We start from the raw sequence: 18684 nt of genomic DNA, 5'->3' as shown, positions 1-18684 counted from the left end.
CTCGGGCAGGCGTTCCGGTCCCGGATGCCTGCCCGAGGGGCCGCGACAGGGGCGGCGCAGCGACTTTCGGCTTTGCTGCGCCGCCGCCTGTCGCCACAGCGGCATGTCGGGCCAATGGCTACAGGGCGCAGAGCGCGGCGCAAAGCCGGTCGATGTCCTCGCGCGTGGTATAAAGGCCCAGGCTGGCGCGGCACAGCGCCGTGACCCCCAGCGCCGCCATCAGCGGCTGCGAGCAGAAGGAGCCGGCGCGCACGGCGATGCCCTCCTGGTCCAGCAGCGCCGCCAGGCACTGCGGCGATCCCACCCGCTCCAGCCGGAACGAGAACAGCGGCCCCTTGCCCGGCGCCATGCCGAACAGCTCGATCCCCGGCACCTTGGCCAGTTCCGCCTGCGCATGGGCGACCAGGGCCTGCTCATGCGCGCGGATGCGCGCCATGCCGATGCCGCCGAGATAGCGCAGCGCGGCGCCCAGGCCGATCTGGGCGACGATCGCCGGCGTGCCGGCCTCGAACCGCAGGGGCGGCGCGGCATAGGTCACGGCCTCGCGCGTGACCTCGCGGATCATGTCGCCTCCGCCGCGATAGGGCTGCATCTCGGCCGCCCGCTCGCGCCGGACCCAGAGCGCGCCCGAGCCCGAGGGGCCATAGAGCTTGTGCCCCGCCAGCGCATAGAAATCGCAGCCGATGGCCTTTACGTCCACCGGCGCATGCACCGCGCCCTGCGCGCCATCGACCAGCACCGGCACGCCCCGCGCCCGCGCGCCGGCGCAGATGGCGGCCAGGTCGACCTCGACCCCCAGCACGTTCGACATCTGCGTGACCGCGACCAGCCGCGTCCGCGGTCCGATGGCGTCGATCACCGCCTGCGGGTCGAGCCAGCCGCCGGCATCGAAATCGACCCATTTCAGCACGACGCCCTGGCGTTCGCGCAGGAAATGCCAGGGCACGACATTGGCGTGATGCTCGGCCGCGGTCAGCACGATCTCGTCGCCCGGCCCCAGCCGCGGCGCGGCCCAGGCGGCAGAGACCAGGTTGATCCCCTCGGTCGCGCCCGAGGTGAAGATCACCTCGTCCTCGTCGGCGTTCAGGAAATCGGCGACGATGCCGCGCACGGATTCGTAGCGCTCGGTCATCACGGCGGACAGGTGGTGCAGCCCGCGATGCACGTTGGAATAATCCTCGGCATAGGCGGACATCACCGCATCCAGCACCGCCCGCGGCTTCTGCGCCGAAGAGGCGCTGTCCAGATAGCACAGCGGCTTGCCGTTCACCCTGCGCGCAAGGATCGGGAAGTCACCGCGCAGCTCCAGCGTCTCGATCATGGGTCTCTCCGTTCCTGGTCGCGCCCGCCGATGCGGGCGGGCATGCATGAACCCAACCACGGCGCAAGGCCGGGGCGCAACAAACAGCCGCCCCTATGCCATTCATAGGCGGGGCTGTGCCCTTGGTTGACAGCCTTGCCCGGCCCGACCAAGCTGCAGGCGACAATGCGAGGGAGGAGCCTTGCAGATGGATTAGCTGGACACGCCCTGACCGCGCGCGGTGCCGCAAAGGCCGGCCTGCGCCGTTCCATCATCCCCATCCCGCCCCGAACCCCGGATCGCCCCGATCCGGCAGCCGGGCCTTGGCCGAGGACCAGCCGGAATGACCGACGAAACCGTCTTCGATGCCGGCGCGCTCGGCTGCGGCGAGCTGGTGGTGCTGTTGCGCATCCGCTTGCGCAAGATGCCGGGGCGGGTGCTGCGCGTCGTCGCCACCGATCCCGGCGCGCCCGAGGACATTCCCGCCTGGTGCCGCATGACGCGTTGCGACCTGCTGCGCCACGACCCGGCCACCCATTCGTTCTGGATCCGGTCGCGCGACGACTGGAGCTGAACCCGACCCGCATCAATCAGGAGAAACCCATGCCCGGAAAATTCGTCGTCTCGATCAGCTGCGCCCGCGACAATACCGACAAGGCCACCGTCGGCTTCGTGGTGGCCAATGCCGCCGTCGCCTCGGACAAGGAGGCCGTCGTCTTCCTGTCCATCGAGGGCACCCGGCTGTCGCAGAAAGGCTATGCCGACGGCATCCACGAGGAAGGCTTCGCGCCGCTTGCCGAGTTGATGGCCAGCTTTGCCGAGGCCGGGGGCGAGATCTACGTCTGCTCGCCCTGCTTCAAGAAGCGCGGGCTGGACGAGGACAGCCTGATCGCGGGGGCCAAGGTGGTGGGCGGTGCCAAGCTGGTCGAGTTCATGTCCGACGGCGCCCCCTCGATCTGCTACTGACATGACCCGCTGGAAACCCATGCTCGCGGCCTTCGTGCTGGCCTGCGCCGCCTATGTCGGCCTGTCGTTCCTGCTGTTCGAGATGCCCAGGTCGGTCGCCGACGCGCTCGACTGCGGCTTCCTGCCGGAAGAGTTCGTCGCCTCCGGCACCCTGACCTTCGACCGCAACCGCGCCTTCGCCGTCAGTTTCCTGCGCAAGCAGGAATATCTGACGGCGGCCACGGTGGGCGTGGCGGTGGCCTTCGCCGTCTTTGCGCTGCGGACCGGGCGCAAGGGCGGCGGCGCCATCGCGGCGGGCGGCGGGCTGATGGCGCTTGGCGCGGTCTGCGTGTCCTGCCTTGCCCCGGTGCTGTCGGTGGTGGGCCTCGGCGTCATCGGATCGGCGTTGGCGGGCGTGCCGAAATGGTTGTTGCTGGTGAACACGCTGGCCCTGACCGGCTGGGGGATGCTGTTCCTCTCGCGCCGGGCCGGATCCTGCGCGCTGCCCGCGCGGCGCGTGAATCCATAGGGGATGGCCATGAAACGCATCTTCCTTTCCCTCGCCTGCGCGGCCGCCCTTGCCACCCCCGTCCATGCCGAGGATTCCGCCCTGCTGATCCCACCCAGGGACGGCTGGCCCCTGGCCAACCCCATGGCCGCGGCCGAGATCGCCCCGCCACCGTTCTCATTGCCGACCGAGCGCGGGGTGAACCCGGCCTATGTCGCGGGCCTGCCGGGGTTGCATCAGGGGCTCGAGACCTTCGACGACTTCGACCGCCGCTCGCTGAAGCACGACAGCGTGCTGATCCGCCAGAGCCGGGTCGAGAACGGCGAGGTCGTCATCCCGCCGGGCGGGCTGGCCTATCTGGAGGACAGCTGGGGCGGCGAGGTCGCCCTGCGCGGCGAGAAGGTGCCGATCCTGGGCCGGACCGCGACCTATATCGACTACGACATGACCGTGGTGATGCAGAAGGACGTGACCATCCCCGCCGGCCAGGCGGTGGCGGTGGGCGGCACCGTCTATCACTACTACGCCAGCATCGGGCACGAGCAGATGGTGAACCACACCCTGCATGTGCGCACCATTTCCGGCCTCGACTGGGAATGGGCCTTCGGCTCGCCCGCCTTTTCCACCACGGAACCGAACTGGTGGGGCAATTCCTTCGCCCAGCTCTACAACCAGGGCAAGCTGCGCGAGATGAGCCGCGAGGCGCTGGTGTTCGACTGGCTGGCCGGGGTGCGGATGGACCGCATGACCTATGCCGAGACCGAGGTGTTCAAGGGCCTCGCCGCGCCGGGCGACGCCTGGACCATGGGCGGGCAGACCCTGCGCGTCGCCGCGGTGGATGAGGCCGCCGGCACCGCGACGGTGGAACTGGTCGAGGGCGGCGCGGTCGTCGCCGCCAAGACCCTCGGCCCGGTGCTGTCCGACCGGCTGATCGAGGACCACGACGCCCGCAAGGCGCTGGTGTTCGAGCATGGCGACGTGGTGGCGTTCCTGTCGCCCTGGCCCGCGGCGTTCGAGGGCGGCAAGGTCAGTCTCAAGGTCTACGGCGATGCCTTCGCCTTCGACTACGGCGCCGATTTCGCCCGCGACCCGCGTTTCGCGGTCTGGCCCGTGACCTGCCCGACCGGCCACGCCTTCGGCTTCATGCTGACCAACAAGCAGGAAATCCGCCTGAAACCCGGCCAGTCCGTCGACGGGCCCGAGGGCTATTTCAAGGTCGTGGTCAACAGCGTCGAGGGCGATCACGTCACCTCCTGGCATGTCGAGGACAGGCAGGGCAACCGCTCGGCCGATCTGGGCGGGCCGCAGATCGCCAATGTGGACCTGGTGCTGGGACAGGGCCGCGTCACCGGCCAGTCGATCTTCAAGGATCTGGGCCGGGTGCTGCTGGCGCGCAGCTACGGCACCCAGGTCGCGCTGGAAACGCTGGCCAGGCCCGAGGGCGGCGTGGCCCCGGCCCCGGCGGCTGCGCCGATGACCGCCTCGGTGGTGCCGGTCCCGGCCGGGGCGCCGCTGTCGCCCGCGCTGTTGCTGACGCTTGCCGTGGCGGTGATCGCCTCGGGCGCGATCGGCTATGAACTGGCCCGCCGCCGCCGCGGCTGACCCATGGCCCGCCGGGCAGCCGGCGGCCCCCTTTCGCCGGAGGAACCGCCCATGACCACCCCCCATCCGCTGCCGCCCGACGTGTCCTTCGACGGCGGCGACCTGGATTGCGGCAACGGCCTTTTGCTGCTGATCCGCAAGCATATCGACCCGCTGCCGCGCGGCGGCCTGCTGGAGATCCTCTCGACCGAGATCTCGGTCGACGAGGATCTGCCGGCCTGGTGCCGGATGACCGGCAACGCGTTCCTGTCGGTCCATCGCGAGGGAAGGCAGCGATCCTTCCTGATCTGCAAGGGCGCGCTGTCGGAACGCCGGGCCGAGCCGCCGCCCGCCGTTCCCGCCGAACCGGCCCCCCTGCCGCCGCGGGTAGCGCGCCCCGTCCCGCCGGTGCCGCCGCTGGCGGTGATGGGCATGGGCTCGTGGCCGCGGCCGCGCTGGATGGTCGAGGCCATGCACGCCCATGTCGAGGGCCGCCTGTCCGAGGCCGCCTTTCACCAGACCGCAGACGACGCGGTGCGGCTGGCCGTCGCCGCGCAGGAACGCGCCGGCGCCGATGTCGTCACCGACGGCGAACAGCGCCGCGACAGCTATGCCAGTTTCGTCGCCACCCGGCTGGAAAACTGCCAGCTGATCCCGCTGACCGACCTGCTGCCCCTGGTCGACCACCCCGAGGAGTTCGAGGCCGAGCTGCGCGCGCTCGACATCCCCGCCGGCGATGTGCGCCACCCGGCGGTCTTCGGCCGGCTGCGCCGCACCCGCCCCATCGTCGCGCATGAGGTCGATTTCGCCCGCGCGCTGACCGACAGGCCGGTCAAGGTCGCCCTGCCCGGCCCCTATCTGCTGACCCGGACCATGTGGATGGAATGCATCTCGGACCGCGCCTATGCCAGCCGCGAAGAGATCGCCGCCGACATCGTGCGCGTCCTGCGCGAGGAACTGGCCGAGCTGGTCGAGGCCGGCGCCGCGCTGATCCAGTTCGACGAGCCGGTGCTGTCGGACGTGGTCTTTTCCGGCGCCAAGAACAAGCGCAGCTTCATGTGCGGCGCGCTGTCGGAAACGCTGGCGCCCGAGCATGAGCTGGGCTTTGCCCGCGACCTGCTGAACGCGGTCTTCGACGGCTTCGACCGCGACCGCATCGCGCTGCATGTCTGCCGCGGCAACTGGACCCCCGACGAGTCGGTGGCGCTGAGCGGCAGCTATGCGCCGTTGATCGACACCCTGGCCCAGGTCCGCGCGGGCGCCTATCTGCTGGAAGCCGCGACGCCGCGCGCGGGCGACATGTCGATCCTGACGGCCCTGCCCGAGGACGCGCGCATCGGCGTGGGCGTGTTGAACCAGAAGCTGCAGGCGGCCGAGGCGGTGGACGATATCGCCGCCCGCATCGCGCGCGCCATCGCGCTCTTCGGGCGCGAACGGGTGCTGCTGCATCCAGATTGCGGCTTCGCCACCTTCGCCGACAACCCGATCTGCTGCGGCGACCTCGCCTGCGACAAGATCGCCGCCATCGCCCAGGCCGCGGCGAGGTTCCGGTGACCTCGCCAAGACCCTGTCGCATCGCCGCCGGGCCGCGCATCATGGCCGCAGCAACCCGGCACCCAAAGGACTGACAGATGCAATCCAAGCTTTCCACCCTGCCGCCCCTGCACGAGATCGTGCAAACGCCCGCCGGCCGCGCCTGCGTCGAGGCGCATGGCCATGCCGCCAGCCTGGCCTGCATCCGCGAATTGCTGGACGAATACCGCCAGCAGCTTCTGGCCGGCACCGCAGAGGCCGAGGACCGGGAAAGCGCCGCCCGGAGGGTGGCCGGGGCCGCGCTGGAAAGGCTCGACAGCCGCAACGCGCCGGCGATGAGGCGCGTGCTCAACATGACCGGCACGGTGCTGCACACCAATCTCGGCCGCGCGATCTACGCCCCGCGAGCGGTCGAGGCCGCCAACCGCGCCATGACCGGGCCGCTGGCGCTGGAATACGACCTCGACGCCGGCCGGCGCGGCCAGCGCGACGATGCCGTGCAGGCGCTGGTCGCCGAGATCACCGGCGCCGAGGCCGCCTGCATCGTCAACAACAACGCCGCCGCCATCCTGCTGGTGCTGGCGGCGCTGGCCCAGGGGCGCGAGACCATCGTCTCGCGCGGCGAGCTGATCGAGATCGGCGGCTCGTTCCGCATGCCGCAGATCATGGAAAGCGCCGGCACCCGCCTGCGCGAGGTCGGCACCACCAACCGCACCCATCTGCGCGACTACGAAGGCGCCATCGGCCCCGACACCGCGCTGCTGCTGAAGGTGCATCCCTCGAACTACCAGGTGCTAGGCTTCACGCATGAGACGCGCTGCCCGGACCTGCTGCCGGTGGCGCGCAGGCACGGCTTGCCGCTGGTCGACGACCTGGGCTCGGGCACGCTGGTCGACCTGTCGCGCTGGGGCCTGCCGCATGAACGCAGCGTGCAGGACGCGCTGGCCGAGGGCGTGGACCTGGTGACGTTTTCCGGCGACAAGCTGCTCGGCGGGCCGCAGGCGGGCTTCATCGCCGGGCGCCGCGACCTGGTGGAACGGTGCGCGAAACATCCGCTGAAACGCGCCCTGCGGCTCGACAAGGTGCGGCTGGCGGCGCTGGAGGCGACGCTGGCGCTTTACCGCGACCCCGACCGGCTGGCGGACCGGCTGCCGACCCTGCGCCACCTGGCCCGGCGGCCCGACGAGATGCAGGCCATGGCCCAGGCGATCCTGCCCGCGCTGGCCGCCGCCCTGCCGGCCGGCCATGCGCCCGAGATCGCGGCCTCGCAGGCGCAGATCGGCTCGGGCGCGCTGCCGCTGGAAAAGCTGCCGAGCCTGGCCTTGCGCATCCCCGCGCCGGGCGCCAGCGCCGAGCGGATCGCGCGGGCGCTGCGCCGCCTGCCGCTGCCGGTGATCGGGCGGATCGCCGAGGGCGCGGTCTGGCTGGACCTGCGCTGCCTCGACGATCCGCAGCCGCTGGTCGAGCAACTGCCCGGCCTTGCCGCGCTGCTGGCCGAACCAACCCCAACCAAGGAACTGCCATGACGGAACGCCATTCGAAACTGATCATCCTGGGCTCGGGCCCGGCCGGCAATACCGCCGCGATCTATGCCGCCCGCGCCAATCTCAGGCCCATGCTCATCGCCGGGATGGCGCATGGCGGGCAGCTGATGACCACCACCGACGTAGACAATTGGCCCGCCGATGCCGAGGGCGTGCAGGGCCCCGACCTGATGGTCCGCTTCCAGCAACATGCCGAGCGCTTCGAGACGGACTATGTCCACGACCACATCAACGCAGCCGACCTGGCCGCCCGGCCGATCCGGCTGCAGGGCGACAATGGCAGCTACACCTGCGACGCGCTGATCATCGCCACCGGCGCCTCGGCGAAATACCTGGGACTGGCGTCCGAACAGGCGATGATGGGCCGCGGCGTCTCGGCCTGCGCGACCTGCGACGGCTTCTTCTACAAGGGCAGGCCGGTCGCCGTGGTCGGCGGCGGCAATACCGCCGTCGAAGAGGCGCTGTATCTGGCCAATATCGCCAGCCATGTCACGCTGGTCCACCGCCGCGACAAGCTGCGCTGCGAAAAGATCATGCAGGACAAGCTGATGGAGAAGGTCGCCGCCGGCAAGATCACCCTGCGCTGGAACAGCCAGATCGACGAGGTTCTGGGCGACGACCGCGGCGTGACCCATGTCCGGCTGCGCAGCACCGCGGACGGGACCGTCGACGAGATCGCGGTGGACGGCGTCTTCATCGCCATCGGCCATCATCCCAACACCGACCTCTTCGCCGGGCAGATCGAGATGGACGGCGGCTATATCGTCACCCAGGGCGGGCGGCACGGCATGGCGACCCAGACCTCGATCCCCGGCGTCTTCGCCGCGGGCGACGTGCAGGACCAGATCTATCGCCAGGCCGTCACCAGCGCCGCAAGCGGCTGCCAGGCCGCCCTGGACGCGGAACGCTACCTCGACGGGATGTGACGCGGACGGGGCCGCGGCGGGGCGCGCAACGGGAAGCTTTCTTCGCCGATGCCGTCGCCGGCGGCCGGCGGCCGGACAGCAAGAACGCCGCCCCCGCGCGGGAGGCGGCGTCCGTCATGCCATCCGCCGGGCCCTGGGCGCAGGGGCCGATCCTACAGCGCCTGGGCGGTGTTCTTCAGCGCGCCGGGAATGGCCGTATCCTCGCCGCGCTGGCGCCAGGTCGCCAGGTCGCGGGCGCGCGAGGCGACGGCGCCTTCCCACAGCTGGTATGCGTCCTCGCCCAGCATCAGCCGCACCGGGGCCGTGTCGCCGTCCACCATGTCGATGATGACCTGCGCGGCCTTGACCGGATCGCCCATCTGCTGGCCGTCCTGGGTGGCGTAATAGTCCTCCATCCCCGCATTCAGCGCCGCGTAATCCTGGATCCGGCCCTCGGCCTTCATCGCCGCGCTGCCGGCGAAGCCGGTGCGGAAGGCACCCGGCTCGATCAGCGTCACCCGGATGCCCAGCGGCTTGACCTCGTGATGCAGCGCCTCGGTAAAGCCTTCCAGCGCGAACTTGGACGCGTTGTAGAGGCCGCTGCCGGGGAAAGCCACGAGGCCCGCGATGCTGGTCAGGTTCAGGATATGGCCCGACTTCCGCGCACGCATCTGCGGCAGCACCGCGCGCGACAGTTCCGCGGCGGCAAAGAAGTTCAGCTCCATCTGGGCGCGGATCTGCTCGGGGGTGAATTCCTCGAGCGCGCCATAGGAGCCTGCGCCGGCGATATTGGCCAGCACATCGATGCGGCCGAATTGCCCGGTCGCCTGCGCCAGCGCCCGGCCGCGGGCGGCGGCGTCGGTCACGTCCAGTTGCAGCGCAAGGGCGCGGTCGCCGTGGCCGGCCGCGATCTCTTGCAGCGGGGCGGCGCGGCGGGCGGTCAGCACGGCGCTGTCGCCGCGCGCCAGAACCGCCTCGGCCAGCGCCTTGCCGAAGCCCGAGGAGGCGCCGGTGATGAACCAGATCTTGCTCATGTCATTGTCCTTTACGAAAAGATTGTCAGTGCCGCGATGGGCGGCGGGTTGCGCAGTTGCCTAAAGCGCGATCTCGACGACGTCGGCACCGTCGAAAGCCGTGTCCTCGCCGCGCACGCGCCAGGCGTTCATGTCTTCCAGGCGCCCGGCGATGGTGGCGTCCCAGATCGACCAGGCGTCGCGGCCCAGCATCAGGCGCGTGGGCGGGGCGTCGCTGGCCACCACCTCCAGCATCCGCTGCGCGGCCTTCGCCGGGTCGCCCATCTGCTTGCCGGCCGAGCTTTCCAGATAGCCCTCGAAGGTCTCGACCATCGGGCGCCAGGCGTCGATGCGATGGACCGGGCGCATGTTCGCGTCGCCGGCGAATTCGGTGCGGAAGGCGCCGGGCTCGACCAGGGTGACGTGGATGCCCAGGGGCTTGGCCTCGATGGCCAGCGATTCCGTCCAGCCCTCGATGGCGAATTTCGCCGCGCAATAGGGGCCGGCCGCGTTCATCGCCACCAGCCCGGCGATGGAGCTGACGGTCAGGATGTTGCCCGCGCCCTGCGCCCGCATCTGCGGCAGCACGGCGCGGGTCATCTCGGCCGCGGCGAAGAAGTTCAGCTCCATCTGCTCGCGCAGCTGGTCAAGGCTGAACTCCTCGCAAGCGCCCGCCACGCCGCGCCCGGCGACATTGGCCAGAACGTCGATGCGGCCAAAGCGCGCCAGCGTCTTGGCCACCGCCCTGTCGCGCGCAGCCGCATCGGTCACGTCCAGGGCCAGCGGCAGCACGCGATCCTCGTGGCCGCGCGCGATCTCTTGCAGCCGGTCGAGGCGGCGGGCGGTGATCACCGCATTGTCGCCATGGGCGACGACCGCCTCGGCCAGCGCCTTGCCGAAGCCGGACGAGGCGCCGGTGATCAGCCAGGTTTTCGGTTGGTAGCTCATGTTCTTTCTTTCGCTCAGATGATGGTCAGGCCGCCATCGACCACCAGCTCGGCGCCGATGACGTAGGAGGCTTCGTCGCTGGCCAGGAACAGCGCCGCCCTGGCGATTTCCTCGGAGGTGCCGACGCGGCCGATGGGAATGCCCCTCAGCAGGCCCTCCAGCATCTCGGGGTCTTCGGTGAAATGGGTGGCCATGGGCGTGTCGATCAGGCCGGGATAGATGCCGTTGACGCGGATGCCGCGGCGGGCGAAATCCACCGCCGCGGCCTTGGTCAGGTGGCGGCTTGCCCCTTTCGAGGCGCTGTAGCCCGGTGGCACGTCCGGGAACACGATGATGCCCGCGGCCGAGGAGATGTTGACGATGGCGCCGCCGCCCTGCCGCTCCATCTGCGGCGCGACGGCCTTGATGCCGTAGAACTGGCTGTTCAGGTTCACGTCGATGACATGGTGGAAATCCTCGGCCGTGGCCTTGTCCCAGCTGCCGTCGCGCGGCCCCGGCGTGCCGGCGTTGTTGATCAGGATGTCGATGCGGCCATGGCGGTCGATGGTATCGGCCACGACCGCGGCCCATTGGTCCTGCCGCGTCACGTCCAGCACCGCCGCAGAGGCGCGCTGCCCCTTGGCCGTGATCTCGGCGACCAGCCGGTCCATGTTCTCCTGCCGGTTGGCATTGGCGGTCACGACGACGGTCGCGCCTTCCTCGGCGAAGACGCGGGCGATCACCGCGCCCATGCCGGTGCCGCTGCCCGCGCCGGTGACGATGGCGACCTTGTCCTGCAAGCGTTTCATGTCGGTTTTCCTTTGAATGACGGGACCGGACCGCCCATCCACGGGCGGCTGAACGCGCAAGGCGTTCGGTCGAGGGCATAGATAGGGATTGATCTGCGAACGACCCATGCTAGAAAGTCCGCTATTCTTATTCGATCGTACGGATTTCAGGATGGACCCGCTTTCGGACGTGCTGTCGCTGCTGCGGCCGCAAGGTCAGTTCTATGCCGGCTTCGATGCCGCAGGGGACTGGTCCTTCGCCTTCCCCCCGCACGCGGGGATCAAGTTCACCGCCGTCATGCGCGGCGGCTGCTGGGGCGTGGTCGAGGGGCAGCAACAGCCGATCCGCCTGAACGAGGGCGATTGCTTCCTGCTGAACAGCGGCCACGGCTTCGTGCTGTCCTCCGACCTCGCCCTGCCGGCGGCAAGCGGCAAGGCCATCCTCGAGGCGGCCGCCCGCGACGGGATCGCCGTCCATGACGGCGGTGGCGAGGTGTTCCTGATCAGCGGCCGCTTTTCCTTTTCCGGCAGCCATGCCGCCGTGCTGTTCGACGCGCTGCCGCCCATCGTCAACATTCCCAGGGCCTCGGCCCAGGCCGAGGTGCTGCGCTGGCTGCTGGATCAATGGGCCGCCGAGCTGCGCGGCCGGCAGCCGGGCAGCGCGCTGATGTCCACCCACCTGGCGCATCTGATGCTGGTCCAGGTGCTGCGGCTGTTCCTGGACAGCGCCACCGAACTGCCGCCGGGATGGTTGCTGGCGCTGACCGATCCGCAGATCAGCCCCGCCATCGCCGCCATCCATGCCCAGCCCGCCCGCCGCTGGACGCTGGAGGACCTGGCGCGCGTCGCCGGGATCTCGCGCACCGTCTTTGCGCAGCGCTTCAAGGCGCTGGTGGGCAGCACGGCCATGGACTACCTGGCGCGCTGGCGGATGCTGATGGCGGCGGACCGGCTGCGCAGCGGCAACGAGAACGTCGCCGCCATCGCCTTTTCGCTGGGCTACGAATCCGAAAGCTCGTTCAGCACGGCGTTCAAGCGGATCATGGCCTGCTCGCCCACGCAGTATCGGCGGCAGGCGGCAGCCCCGGCCGCCGCCGGGATGCCGCGCTGAGGCGGCCGCCCCCGCCTCGCCATCCGGCGCAAGACATGCTTCTATGCCCGCCAGCCGCCAACCGATGAGGCCGACGTGGATCTGCGACAAATGCGCTATTTCGTTGCCATCGTGGACGAGGGCGCGTTTTCGCGCGCCGCGGCCAGCCTGGGCGTCGCCCAGCCGGCCCTGTCGCTGCATGTGCGCAAGATGGAAGAGGAACTGGGCACCACGCTTCTGCTGCGCAGCGCAGGCGGCGTGACCCCGACCGAGGCGGGGCTGCATCTGGCCGCGCGGGCCAGGGGCCTGCTGGCCGAGATGCACAGCCTGGAGGAAGAGTTGCGGGGCCTGGGCGACCAGCCTTCGGGGGTGGTGCGCATCGGCCTGCCGGGCACGATCAGCGTGATCCTGTCGGTGCCGCTGATCGCCAGGGCGCGCGCGCAATATCCGCGCATCAAGATCGTCGTCGCCGAGGCGATGAGCGGCTTTGTCCGCGACTGGCTGCGCGAGGGCAGGATCGAACTGGGCGTGCTTTACGGCGAGATCGGGGAAGCCGGCCTGCGCTCGTCCCCCCTGCTCGAGGAAGAACTGGTCCTGCTTGCCCCGCCGGGCGCGCCGGCGGACGAGGCGGGGCTGGCGATCCTGGCGGACAGCCCGCTGATCCTGCCCAGCGAGGCCCACGGCCTGCGCCGCATGGTCGAGCACAGCCTGCGCGCCGAGAGCCTGCAGGTCGATCCCGCCATCGAGATCGACTCCTATCCCTGCATCAAGCGGCTGGTGGCGGATGGCTATGGCTGTTCGGTCCTGCCCTGGCATGCGGTGGCCGAAGAGGCGGCGAAGGGCCTGGTGTCCGTGCGCCGCTTTGCGCGACCCCGGCTGTGGCGGCGCGCCAACCTGGCCTGGAACGCCGCCCGGCCGCTGGGCCGGGCCGCGCAATCGGTGCAGGATCTGCTGCGCGCCGAGGTCGAGCAGCTGATCGCGACCGGCGTGTGGGTCGGCGCGCGCGGCGTGGATGCCCAGCGGCGACCCGACCCCGCCGCAAGAAGCCGCCAGGGATGAGCTGATCGGGGCAGGCGGCCGGGTTGGGCCCGCGACGGCGGCGCGATCCGCCGCGGCCATAGGATACGCCTATGCCAAGGCGCAACGACCGCGGTTGACAAACCCGTTTCCGCGCGGCTGATCAATAGGGCCGAACAGGACAAGCAAAGCCAGGACCATGCCGGAAACGCCCCCCGAACCAAAGCGCCGTCCGAAGCCCCGCAAGGCCGAGACCACTCGGGGCGAGATCCTGGCCGCCGCCGCCCGGCTTTTCGCCGAAAAGGGCTATGGCGAATGCAACCTGCGGGAACTGGCCGACCGCGTGGGCATGAAGGCGGGAAGCTTCTACTACCACTTCAAGTCCAAGGAACAGATCCTCGACGAATTGCTCAGCGCCAGCATCGCCATGGTCTCGGATGCGGTGACGCAGGCGGTGGCGGAACTGGGCGCCTCGGCGCCGGTGCGGGACCGGATCGCAGCAGCGATGCGGGCGCATATCACCGCCTTCCTGTCCGGCGACAACAACTCGGCCTCGTTCATGCGCGTGTGGGAGCATCTGCCGCCGACGCTCAAGCGCCGCAAGCGCGAGGAGCGCCGCGCCTATGCCCGGATCTGGCACGACCTTGTCGCCGAAGGCATGCGCGAGGGCGAGATTCGCAACGACATGGACATTCGCCTGGTGGTGCCCTTCCTGATCGGCACGATGAGCCGCAGCATCGAATGGTATCGCCCCAGCCGCATGAGCATCGACGATGTCTGCCATCTCATCATAACGACCTGCCTGGACGGCGGGCTGGGGCGGCAGGGGCAGGGCGGCGCCAGGGCGGAACACCCCGGCGCGCTGGTCAGCCGCTAAAGCGCGGCGCGCGCTTTTCCAGGAAGGCCGCGATCCCCTCTTGCGGGTCCGGGCCCTGCATGACGGCGACCACCCTGGCCTGTTCGGAGCGCAAGCCCTGCTCCAGCGGCAGGCTTTCCGAGGCCCGCGCCAGCTCCTTCATGGCGCGCAGTCCGGGCCGGCTTTTCCCCGCCAGATCCGCGCAATAGTCCAGCGCCGCCTGGCGCAGCCCCTCTGCCGCGACGACATGGTTCACCACGCCCCAGCCTTCGGCGGTCGCCGCGTCGATCCAGCGGCCGGAATACATCAGGTCCAGCGCCCGCTTCATGCCGACCAGCCGCGGCAGGCGCTGGGTCGCGCCCCAGGCCGGCACCAGCCCGTATTGCGCATGCTGGTCGCCGAAACGGGCATCGCCGGCGGCAAAGACCACGTCGCAGCAAAGCGCCAGCTCCAGCCCGCCCGCCAGCGCCAGCCCCTGACAGGCCACCACGACCGGCAGCAGGCTGGCCTCGAGCCGGCACAGCCCCCGGTTCATGTCCTCCAGGTAGCGCGCGAGCGCCGCCGGGTCGCCCTCCATCGACTGCGCTTCGGCCAGGTCGCCGCCGGTGCAGAAATGCCGGCCCTGCGCGCAGACCAGCACCGCGCGGATGCCCGAGCCTTCCGCCTCGAAGGCGTCCAGCGCCTCGGCCATCAGGCGAAACACCTCGTGGGTGATGGCGTTGAACTTGTCCGGGCGGGCCAGTTCAAGGACGCCCACGGCGCCGGCGCGGCCGACGGAAAGCACGGGCGGCGCCACGGCCTACTCGGTCCCCTTGGCGTTGCGGAACGCCTCGAGGATGGCGTCGCCGGGCTTGCCGGTGGATTCCATCTCGGCCGCCCAGTCCTTGGCGACCTCGGTGATCCGCGCCTCCCATTGCGCCTTTTCCTCGGGGGAAAGCGTGGCGATCTGCCAGTCGCGCTCTTCGGCCAGCTCCTTGCTGAAGCTCGCCTCCTGCTCGTCCTGCCAGCTGCAGCTTTCGATCTCGGTGATCGGGCCGGCCTCGTTCATCGCGGCCTTCACATCCTCGGGCAGCGCTTCCCAGGCCCGGTCCGACATGGCCAGCACGACGCTGCCGCCGCCCAGCGACATGCCGCCGACCGAATACTTGAACAGCTGATCGAGCTTCAGCGAGGGCAGCGCCATGTGCGAATAAAGCGCGCCATCGACCGTGCCGCGGGTCAGGGCGTCGAACATCTCGGGGCCGGGGATCTGCACCGGCACGCCGCCAAGCGCGCCGACGGTCTTGGTCATGGCGTTGCCCGCCACCCGGATCTTGAGCCCCGACATGTCGGCAAGCGAGGCGACCGGCTTTTTCGTGGTGATGACCGTATAGGGCGGGACGGTCAGCACATAGAGCACATGCAGCTTGAGCGGCTTGTATTCGGCTTCGTTGAGCGGCCCGCCCTCCTTGGCGATTTCCGAGAACTTCCGGGTCGCCTCGCAAGAGGTGCCGAACAGGCCGGGAAGCTCGGTCACCGAGGTCAGGGGCAGCTTTCCGCCCGCGATCGCCGGGGTCAGCAGCGCGACATCGGCCAGCCCGCTGGACAGCAGCGCAAGCTGGTCCTTGCCCAGCTGACTGTTGGGAAAGACCTCGAACGTCACCTTGCCGCCGGTCTGCTCGGCCACGCGGTCCACGAAGCGCGCCACCCCGTGTTCCCACAGGAAATGCGTCGCCGGATAACCATGGGCGAGCTTCAGATGCACGGCATCCTGCGCCGCGCCGGGTTGCGCCATCGTGGCTAGGCCGAAAGCGGCGGCCAGCGCCAGGCTGATCGGTTTCATGTCGTTTCCTCCCATTTCGCGGATCATCGCGATTTTCACGCGCAGGGGCCGATCCCGTCCCTGCGTCTGGTATCGCCACCGATTTTCATGCAAATGCCGGGCGGCAGGCCAGAACAATCTCGGCAGGCCGAAGCGATGCAGGCTATCGGAAAAACCTGTGGCCCCGACCAGGCCGCGATCAGGCCGAGGCGGGCGGGCGATCCAGAAGCTGCGCCATCAGCACCGAGGCCGCGCGCCCCGGCACCCTGCCCTGGGCGGTGGCGATCAGGATCTGGCGCTTGGCCCAGGGCTCGTCCAGCCGCACGACCGCGACCTGGTCGAGCATGTCGCGATAGATCAGGCATTCGGGCTGGATGGTCACGCCCAGCCCGGCCTGCACCAGGCTGGTCGCCACCCCGCCGCTGCGCACCATGTATTTCGGCGCGAACTCGACATGGTTGCGGGCCGCCGCCGCCTCCAGCGCCTCGCGCAGGCCGGCCACCGGGATGAAGCGTTCCGCGATCAGGTCCTTGAACCGCACCGACTCGCGCCCGGCCAGCGCATGGTCGCGCGGCACCACGGCGACGATGCGGTCCTCGCGATAGGGCACCACGTCGGCGCCCGAAAGATCCAGCCCGGCCGCGGCGGCAAAGACGCCGATCTCGGCCTCGCCCCCCAGCACGGCCTGCACGATGCGGGCGTTCTCGACCTCCTGCACGACCAGGTCGACCATGGGAAACTCGCGGCTGAAATCGCCCAGTTCCTTGGCGAGGAAGGGCGCGATGATCGAACGCGCCGAGGCGACCACCAGATCGCCCCGCACGCCTTCCGAGAAAGCCGAGATCTCGTTGCGCAGATCGTCCAGCTGGCCGAAGATCGCGCGCAGGTAGCGTTCCAGCACGCGCCCCGCCGGGGTCGGCACCACCCCCGAGGGAGTCCGCTCGAACAGCTTGACGTCGGCGATCTCCTCGAGATCCTGGATCCGTTTCGTCGCGGTCGAGGCCGAGATGTTCTCGCGCATGGCCGCGCGGCCGATCTGTCGCTCCTCGACCGCCGACAGAAACAGCTTCAGCGAGAACAGATCGACCTGTCGGATCAGGTGCAGGCGATTGAAGGCCATGGAATACCGCGCGGAACCGGGGATTTTCTGCGTCCGGGTATCGCGCCGCACCCGCCGGCTGTCAACACGCGCGGCCCGCCCTAGCGCCCGCGCGCGGCCAGCACCGCGCATGCCGCCATGCCCGCGGCCATGGCCCAGACCATGCCCGCCACGCCCAGATGCTCGCCCGTGGTGCCCAGCAGCAGCGGCAACAGCGTCTGGATGAAATTGGTCAGGGTCATGGACAGGCCCATGGTCTCGTTGGCCCGCCCTTCGGGCGTGGTGCCCATCAGCAGGCTCAGCGCGATGGGCACTCCCATGCCCAGCGACAGCCCCAGCACCGCGCTGCCCGCCAGGAACAGGCCAAGGCCCGTCATGGCGGGCAGCAGCGCATAGACCAGCGCGCCCAGCATCAGCGCCGCCGCCAGCGCCAGCGGCAACCGGACCAGCCGCACGACGGGCGCCACGCAAAGCCGCGCGACGATGGTGCCCGCCGAACAGGCGCCCAGCACCAGGCTGGCCTGCGTCGTGGACAGGCCGATCATGGCGGCATGGACCGAGACGACGAAGGGATAGACGGTCAGCACCGCCCCGAACATGCTGCCGGTCACAAGCCAGCGCCGCAAGTCCGGCAGCATCACCAGGTCGCCCCGCCGCCGCGGCATGGCGCGCGTCGCCCCCGCCGGGCCGCGAAAGACATGCCGCCCCCGGCCAAGCAGCAGCAGCGCCAGCGCGCCGGGCAGGCAGGTGACGGCCAGGGCCGGCCTTGCGCCGCCCTGCTCAAGGGCGACGGCCCCGGCGATGGGGCCCAGGAACTGGAACAGCGCATAGAACAGCAACATGGTGCCCAGGTTGCGCGCCCTGGCCGCCTCGGTCGGGCTGGACTGGGCCACGGCGCGGGTGGCGACCGCATGGGCGAACATGGTGCCCGCCCCGATCAGCCCCGCCGCCAGCAGCAGCTGCGCCAGTCCGGGCCGAAGCAGTCCGGGAATGCTTGCCCCCGCGATCAGCCCCGCCGAGACCATGGCCGGCCGCAGGGTGCCGACGCGATCGGCCCAGCGGCCGAAGCGCAGGTTCAGCAGCATCGGCGCCAGCGTGAACAGCGCCGCCAGCAATCCCGTCAGCGCAGCCCCCGCGCCCTGCTCCAGCGCCATGCTGGGCAATACCAGCCGGGCCGTCATCAGCGTCGAACAGCACAATCCGGCAATCAGGAAGGTCGCGTGAAGATGCGCGGCAGGCGGCGGATCCGCTGCCGGGCGCATCGGCGCGCCGGCAGCGACAGGGTTCGTGCTGGAGGTGCTGCCGTCCATCTTTCGCCCGCATATCCAAGGTTCGTCGCCCCAGTCTTTTCCGCCCCGCCCCAAGGTTACAGCGGGTTTTTTCATGCATCGGAAAGCGCGGCGGGCGCATAGGCATTGGCTATTCCCGAATCCGCCGGCTTGCGGATAGCCGCGCCCTATGGGTCGAATAGGGGACGGCTTTGACCCGCCCGGTAAAAGGCAGGTTTGGTTTGACGCCAATTCCCCCGCCCGCCTATCAGGAAAGAACGCGTCCGTCAGATTCGCGAAGAATAACAACGGCGACAGCCGCCAACGGGGGAAACATGGCCACGCATCAACATTATAATCCTTGAATGCGATGACCGCCGGCATCGCCGGATAAATCACCACGCTGCAAAAAGACAATGGCGCCGCCGGCAATTGGCGCGCGGGTTTTCCATGCCTGCGTCCTCGATGCCGCCGCACCTGCGGTGCGGCGCGATGCATCACCAGGCTCA

Annotated in this window: 18 protein-coding genes; 10 read left to right on the top strand and 8 right to left on the bottom strand. The window is 69.9% G+C overall.

The window, feature by feature from the left end; genetic code table 11:
* Positions 1 to 118: 118 nt before the first annotated feature.
* Positions 119 to 1321: an aminotransferase class V-fold PLP-dependent enzyme gene (locus FE811_RS09240; protein ID WP_116220642.1), complete on the bottom strand. Its 1203-nt coding sequence runs from the start codon at positions 1319 to 1321 to the stop codon at positions 119 to 121.
* Positions 1322 to 1643: 322 nt separating this feature from the next.
* Here FE811_RS09240 and FE811_RS09235 point away from each other — a divergent pair, with 322 nt between their 5' ends.
* The 7 genes from FE811_RS09235 (at position 1644) to trxB (ending at position 8337) form a co-directional block, all read left to right on the top strand.
* The gene (locus FE811_RS09235; protein ID WP_036760382.1) at positions 1644 to 1874 is read left to right on the top strand and encodes a sulfurtransferase TusA family protein; all 231 of its coding nucleotides are present in this window, start codon (positions 1644 to 1646) and stop codon (positions 1872 to 1874) included.
* Positions 1875 to 1903: 29 nt separating this feature from the next.
* Positions 1904 to 2266, top strand: coding sequence for a DsrE family protein (locus FE811_RS09230; protein WP_116220641.1), 363 nt, complete (start codon positions 1904 to 1906; stop codon positions 2264 to 2266).
* Between the two features lies 1 nt (position 2267).
* The gene (locus tag FE811_RS09225; protein ID WP_116220640.1) at positions 2268 to 2774 is read left to right on the top strand and encodes a hypothetical protein; all 507 of its coding nucleotides are present in this window, start codon (positions 2268 to 2270) and stop codon (positions 2772 to 2774) included.
* Positions 2775 to 2783: 9 nt separating this feature from the next.
* Complete coding sequence (locus FE811_RS09220) at positions 2784 to 4355, top strand: hypothetical protein (protein ID WP_140847270.1); 1572 nt, start codon at positions 2784 to 2786, stop codon at positions 4353 to 4355.
* Between the two features lie 51 nt (positions 4356 to 4406).
* The gene (locus FE811_RS09215) at positions 4407 to 5888 is read left to right on the top strand and encodes a 5-methyltetrahydropteroyltriglutamate--homocysteine methyltransferase (RefSeq protein ID WP_116221661.1); all 1482 of its coding nucleotides are present in this window, start codon (positions 4407 to 4409) and stop codon (positions 5886 to 5888) included.
* 77 nt (positions 5889 to 5965) lie between these two features.
* Positions 5966 to 7393: an L-seryl-tRNA(Sec) selenium transferase gene (gene selA, locus FE811_RS09210; protein WP_116220638.1), complete on the top strand. Its 1428-nt coding sequence runs from the start codon at positions 5966 to 5968 to the stop codon at positions 7391 to 7393.
* Positions 7390 to 8337, top strand: a complete 948-nt coding sequence (gene trxB, locus FE811_RS09205; RefSeq protein ID WP_116220637.1) for a thioredoxin-disulfide reductase — start codon at positions 7390 to 7392, stop codon at positions 8335 to 8337. Before selA ends, trxB begins: the two co-directional genes overlap by 4 nt.
* Before the next feature lie 152 nt (positions 8338 to 8489).
* On the opposite strand, the gene FE811_RS09200 is transcribed toward trxB, so the two are convergent.
* The 3 genes from FE811_RS09200 to FE811_RS09190 are packed head-to-tail and all read right to left on the bottom strand — an operon-like array spanning position 8490 to position 11065.
* Entirely contained in the window at positions 8490 to 9350 is an 861-nt protein-coding gene (locus tag FE811_RS09200) for an oxidoreductase (RefSeq protein WP_036760371.1), read from the bottom strand.
* Between the two features lie 60 nt (positions 9351 to 9410).
* The gene (locus tag FE811_RS09195) at positions 9411 to 10277 is read right to left on the bottom strand and encodes an oxidoreductase (RefSeq protein ID WP_116220636.1); all 867 of its coding nucleotides are present in this window, start codon (positions 10275 to 10277) and stop codon (positions 9411 to 9413) included.
* A gap of 14 nt (positions 10278 to 10291) precedes the next feature.
* Complete coding sequence (locus FE811_RS09190) at positions 10292 to 11065, bottom strand: SDR family NAD(P)-dependent oxidoreductase (RefSeq protein WP_114536659.1); 774 nt, start codon at positions 11063 to 11065, stop codon at positions 10292 to 10294.
* Between the two features lie 151 nt (positions 11066 to 11216).
* Here FE811_RS09190 and FE811_RS09185 point away from each other — a divergent pair, with 151 nt between their 5' ends.
* From FE811_RS09185 to FE811_RS09175, 3 genes are all read left to right on the top strand, one after another.
* Entirely contained in the window at positions 11217 to 12155 is a 939-nt protein-coding gene (locus FE811_RS09185) for an AraC family transcriptional regulator (protein ID WP_116220635.1), read from the top strand.
* A 75-nt stretch (positions 12156 to 12230) separates the two neighbouring features.
* On the top strand, positions 12231 to 13193 hold the full coding sequence (locus tag FE811_RS09180) for a LysR family transcriptional regulator (protein WP_140847267.1): 963 nt from the start codon (positions 12231 to 12233) through the stop codon (positions 13191 to 13193).
* 157 nt (positions 13194 to 13350) lie between these two features.
* A complete protein-coding gene (locus tag FE811_RS09175) occupies positions 13351 to 14028 on the top strand; it encodes a TetR/AcrR family transcriptional regulator (RefSeq protein WP_116220634.1) in 678 nt (225 codons plus the stop codon).
* Here FE811_RS09175 and FE811_RS09170 read toward each other — a convergent pair.
* The 4 genes from FE811_RS09170 to FE811_RS09155 all read right to left on the bottom strand — a co-directional run bounded on the left by FE811_RS09170 (position 14018) and on the right by FE811_RS09155 (position 18217).
* Positions 14018 to 14803, bottom strand: coding sequence for an enoyl-CoA hydratase/isomerase family protein (locus FE811_RS09170; protein WP_116220633.1), 786 nt, complete (start codon positions 14801 to 14803; stop codon positions 14018 to 14020). The genes FE811_RS09175 and FE811_RS09170 overlap by 11 nt on opposite strands.
* A 3-nt stretch (positions 14804 to 14806) precedes the next feature.
* The gene (dctP, locus tag FE811_RS09165) at positions 14807 to 15829 is read right to left on the bottom strand and encodes a TRAP transporter substrate-binding protein DctP (RefSeq protein WP_166435380.1); all 1023 of its coding nucleotides are present in this window, start codon (positions 15827 to 15829) and stop codon (positions 14807 to 14809) included.
* Positions 15830 to 16007: 178 nt separating this feature from the next.
* The gene (locus FE811_RS09160) at positions 16008 to 16928 is read right to left on the bottom strand and encodes a LysR family transcriptional regulator (RefSeq protein WP_036760353.1); all 921 of its coding nucleotides are present in this window, start codon (positions 16926 to 16928) and stop codon (positions 16008 to 16010) included.
* Between the two features lie 80 nt (positions 16929 to 17008).
* A complete protein-coding gene (locus FE811_RS09155) occupies positions 17009 to 18217 on the bottom strand; it encodes an MFS transporter (protein ID WP_166435379.1) in 1209 nt (402 codons plus the stop codon).
* Positions 18218 to 18684 lie beyond the last annotated feature (467 nt).

Source organism: Paracoccus sp. FO-3 (assembly GCF_006386455.1).
Classification (GTDB): domain Bacteria; phylum Pseudomonadota; class Alphaproteobacteria; order Rhodobacterales; family Rhodobacteraceae; genus Paracoccus; species Paracoccus versutus.
This window is presented reverse-complemented; position numbering and strand designations above follow the sequence as displayed.

Coding starts and splice junctions, on each gene's coding strand:
- FE811_RS09195 (WP_116220636.1), bottom strand. CDS start 10,277: ATGAGCTACCAACCGAAAACCTGGCTGATCACCGGCGCCTCGTCCGGC.
- FE811_RS09230 (WP_116220641.1), top strand. CDS start 1,904: ATGCCCGGAAAATTCGTCGTCTCGATCAGCTGCGCCCGCGACAATACC.
- FE811_RS09240 (WP_116220642.1), bottom strand. CDS start 1,321: ATGATCGAGACGCTGGAGCTGCGCGGTGACTTCCCGATCCTTGCGCGC.
- FE811_RS09160 (WP_036760353.1), bottom strand. CDS start 16,928: ATGGCCTTCAATCGCCTGCACCTGATCCGACAGGTCGATCTGTTCTCG.
- FE811_RS09235 (WP_036760382.1), top strand. CDS start 1,644: ATGACCGACGAAACCGTCTTCGATGCCGGCGCGCTCGGCTGCGGCGAG.
- FE811_RS09220 (WP_140847270.1), top strand. CDS start 2,784: ATGAAACGCATCTTCCTTTCCCTCGCCTGCGCGGCCGCCCTTGCCACC.
- FE811_RS09190 (WP_114536659.1), bottom strand. CDS start 11,065: ATGAAACGCTTGCAGGACAAGGTCGCCATCGTCACCGGCGCGGGCAGC.
- FE811_RS09225 (WP_116220640.1), top strand. CDS start 2,268: ATGACCCGCTGGAAACCCATGCTCGCGGCCTTCGTGCTGGCCTGCGCC.
- FE811_RS09175 (WP_116220634.1), top strand. CDS start 13,351: ATGCCGGAAACGCCCCCCGAACCAAAGCGCCGTCCGAAGCCCCGCAAG.
- FE811_RS09200 (WP_036760371.1), bottom strand. CDS start 9,350: ATGAGCAAGATCTGGTTCATCACCGGCGCCTCCTCGGGCTTCGGCAAG.
- FE811_RS09155 (WP_166435379.1), bottom strand. CDS start 18,217: ATGGACGGCAGCACCTCCAGCACGAACCCTGTCGCTGCCGGCGCGCCG.
- FE811_RS09185 (WP_116220635.1), top strand. CDS start 11,217: ATGGACCCGCTTTCGGACGTGCTGTCGCTGCTGCGGCCGCAAGGTCAG.
- selA (WP_116220638.1), top strand. CDS start 5,966: ATGCAATCCAAGCTTTCCACCCTGCCGCCCCTGCACGAGATCGTGCAA.
- trxB (WP_116220637.1), top strand. CDS start 7,390: ATGACGGAACGCCATTCGAAACTGATCATCCTGGGCTCGGGCCCGGCC.
- dctP (WP_166435380.1), bottom strand. CDS start 15,829: ATGAAACCGATCAGCCTGGCGCTGGCCGCCGCTTTCGGCCTAGCCACG.
- FE811_RS09215 (WP_116221661.1), top strand. CDS start 4,407: ATGACCACCCCCCATCCGCTGCCGCCCGACGTGTCCTTCGACGGCGGC.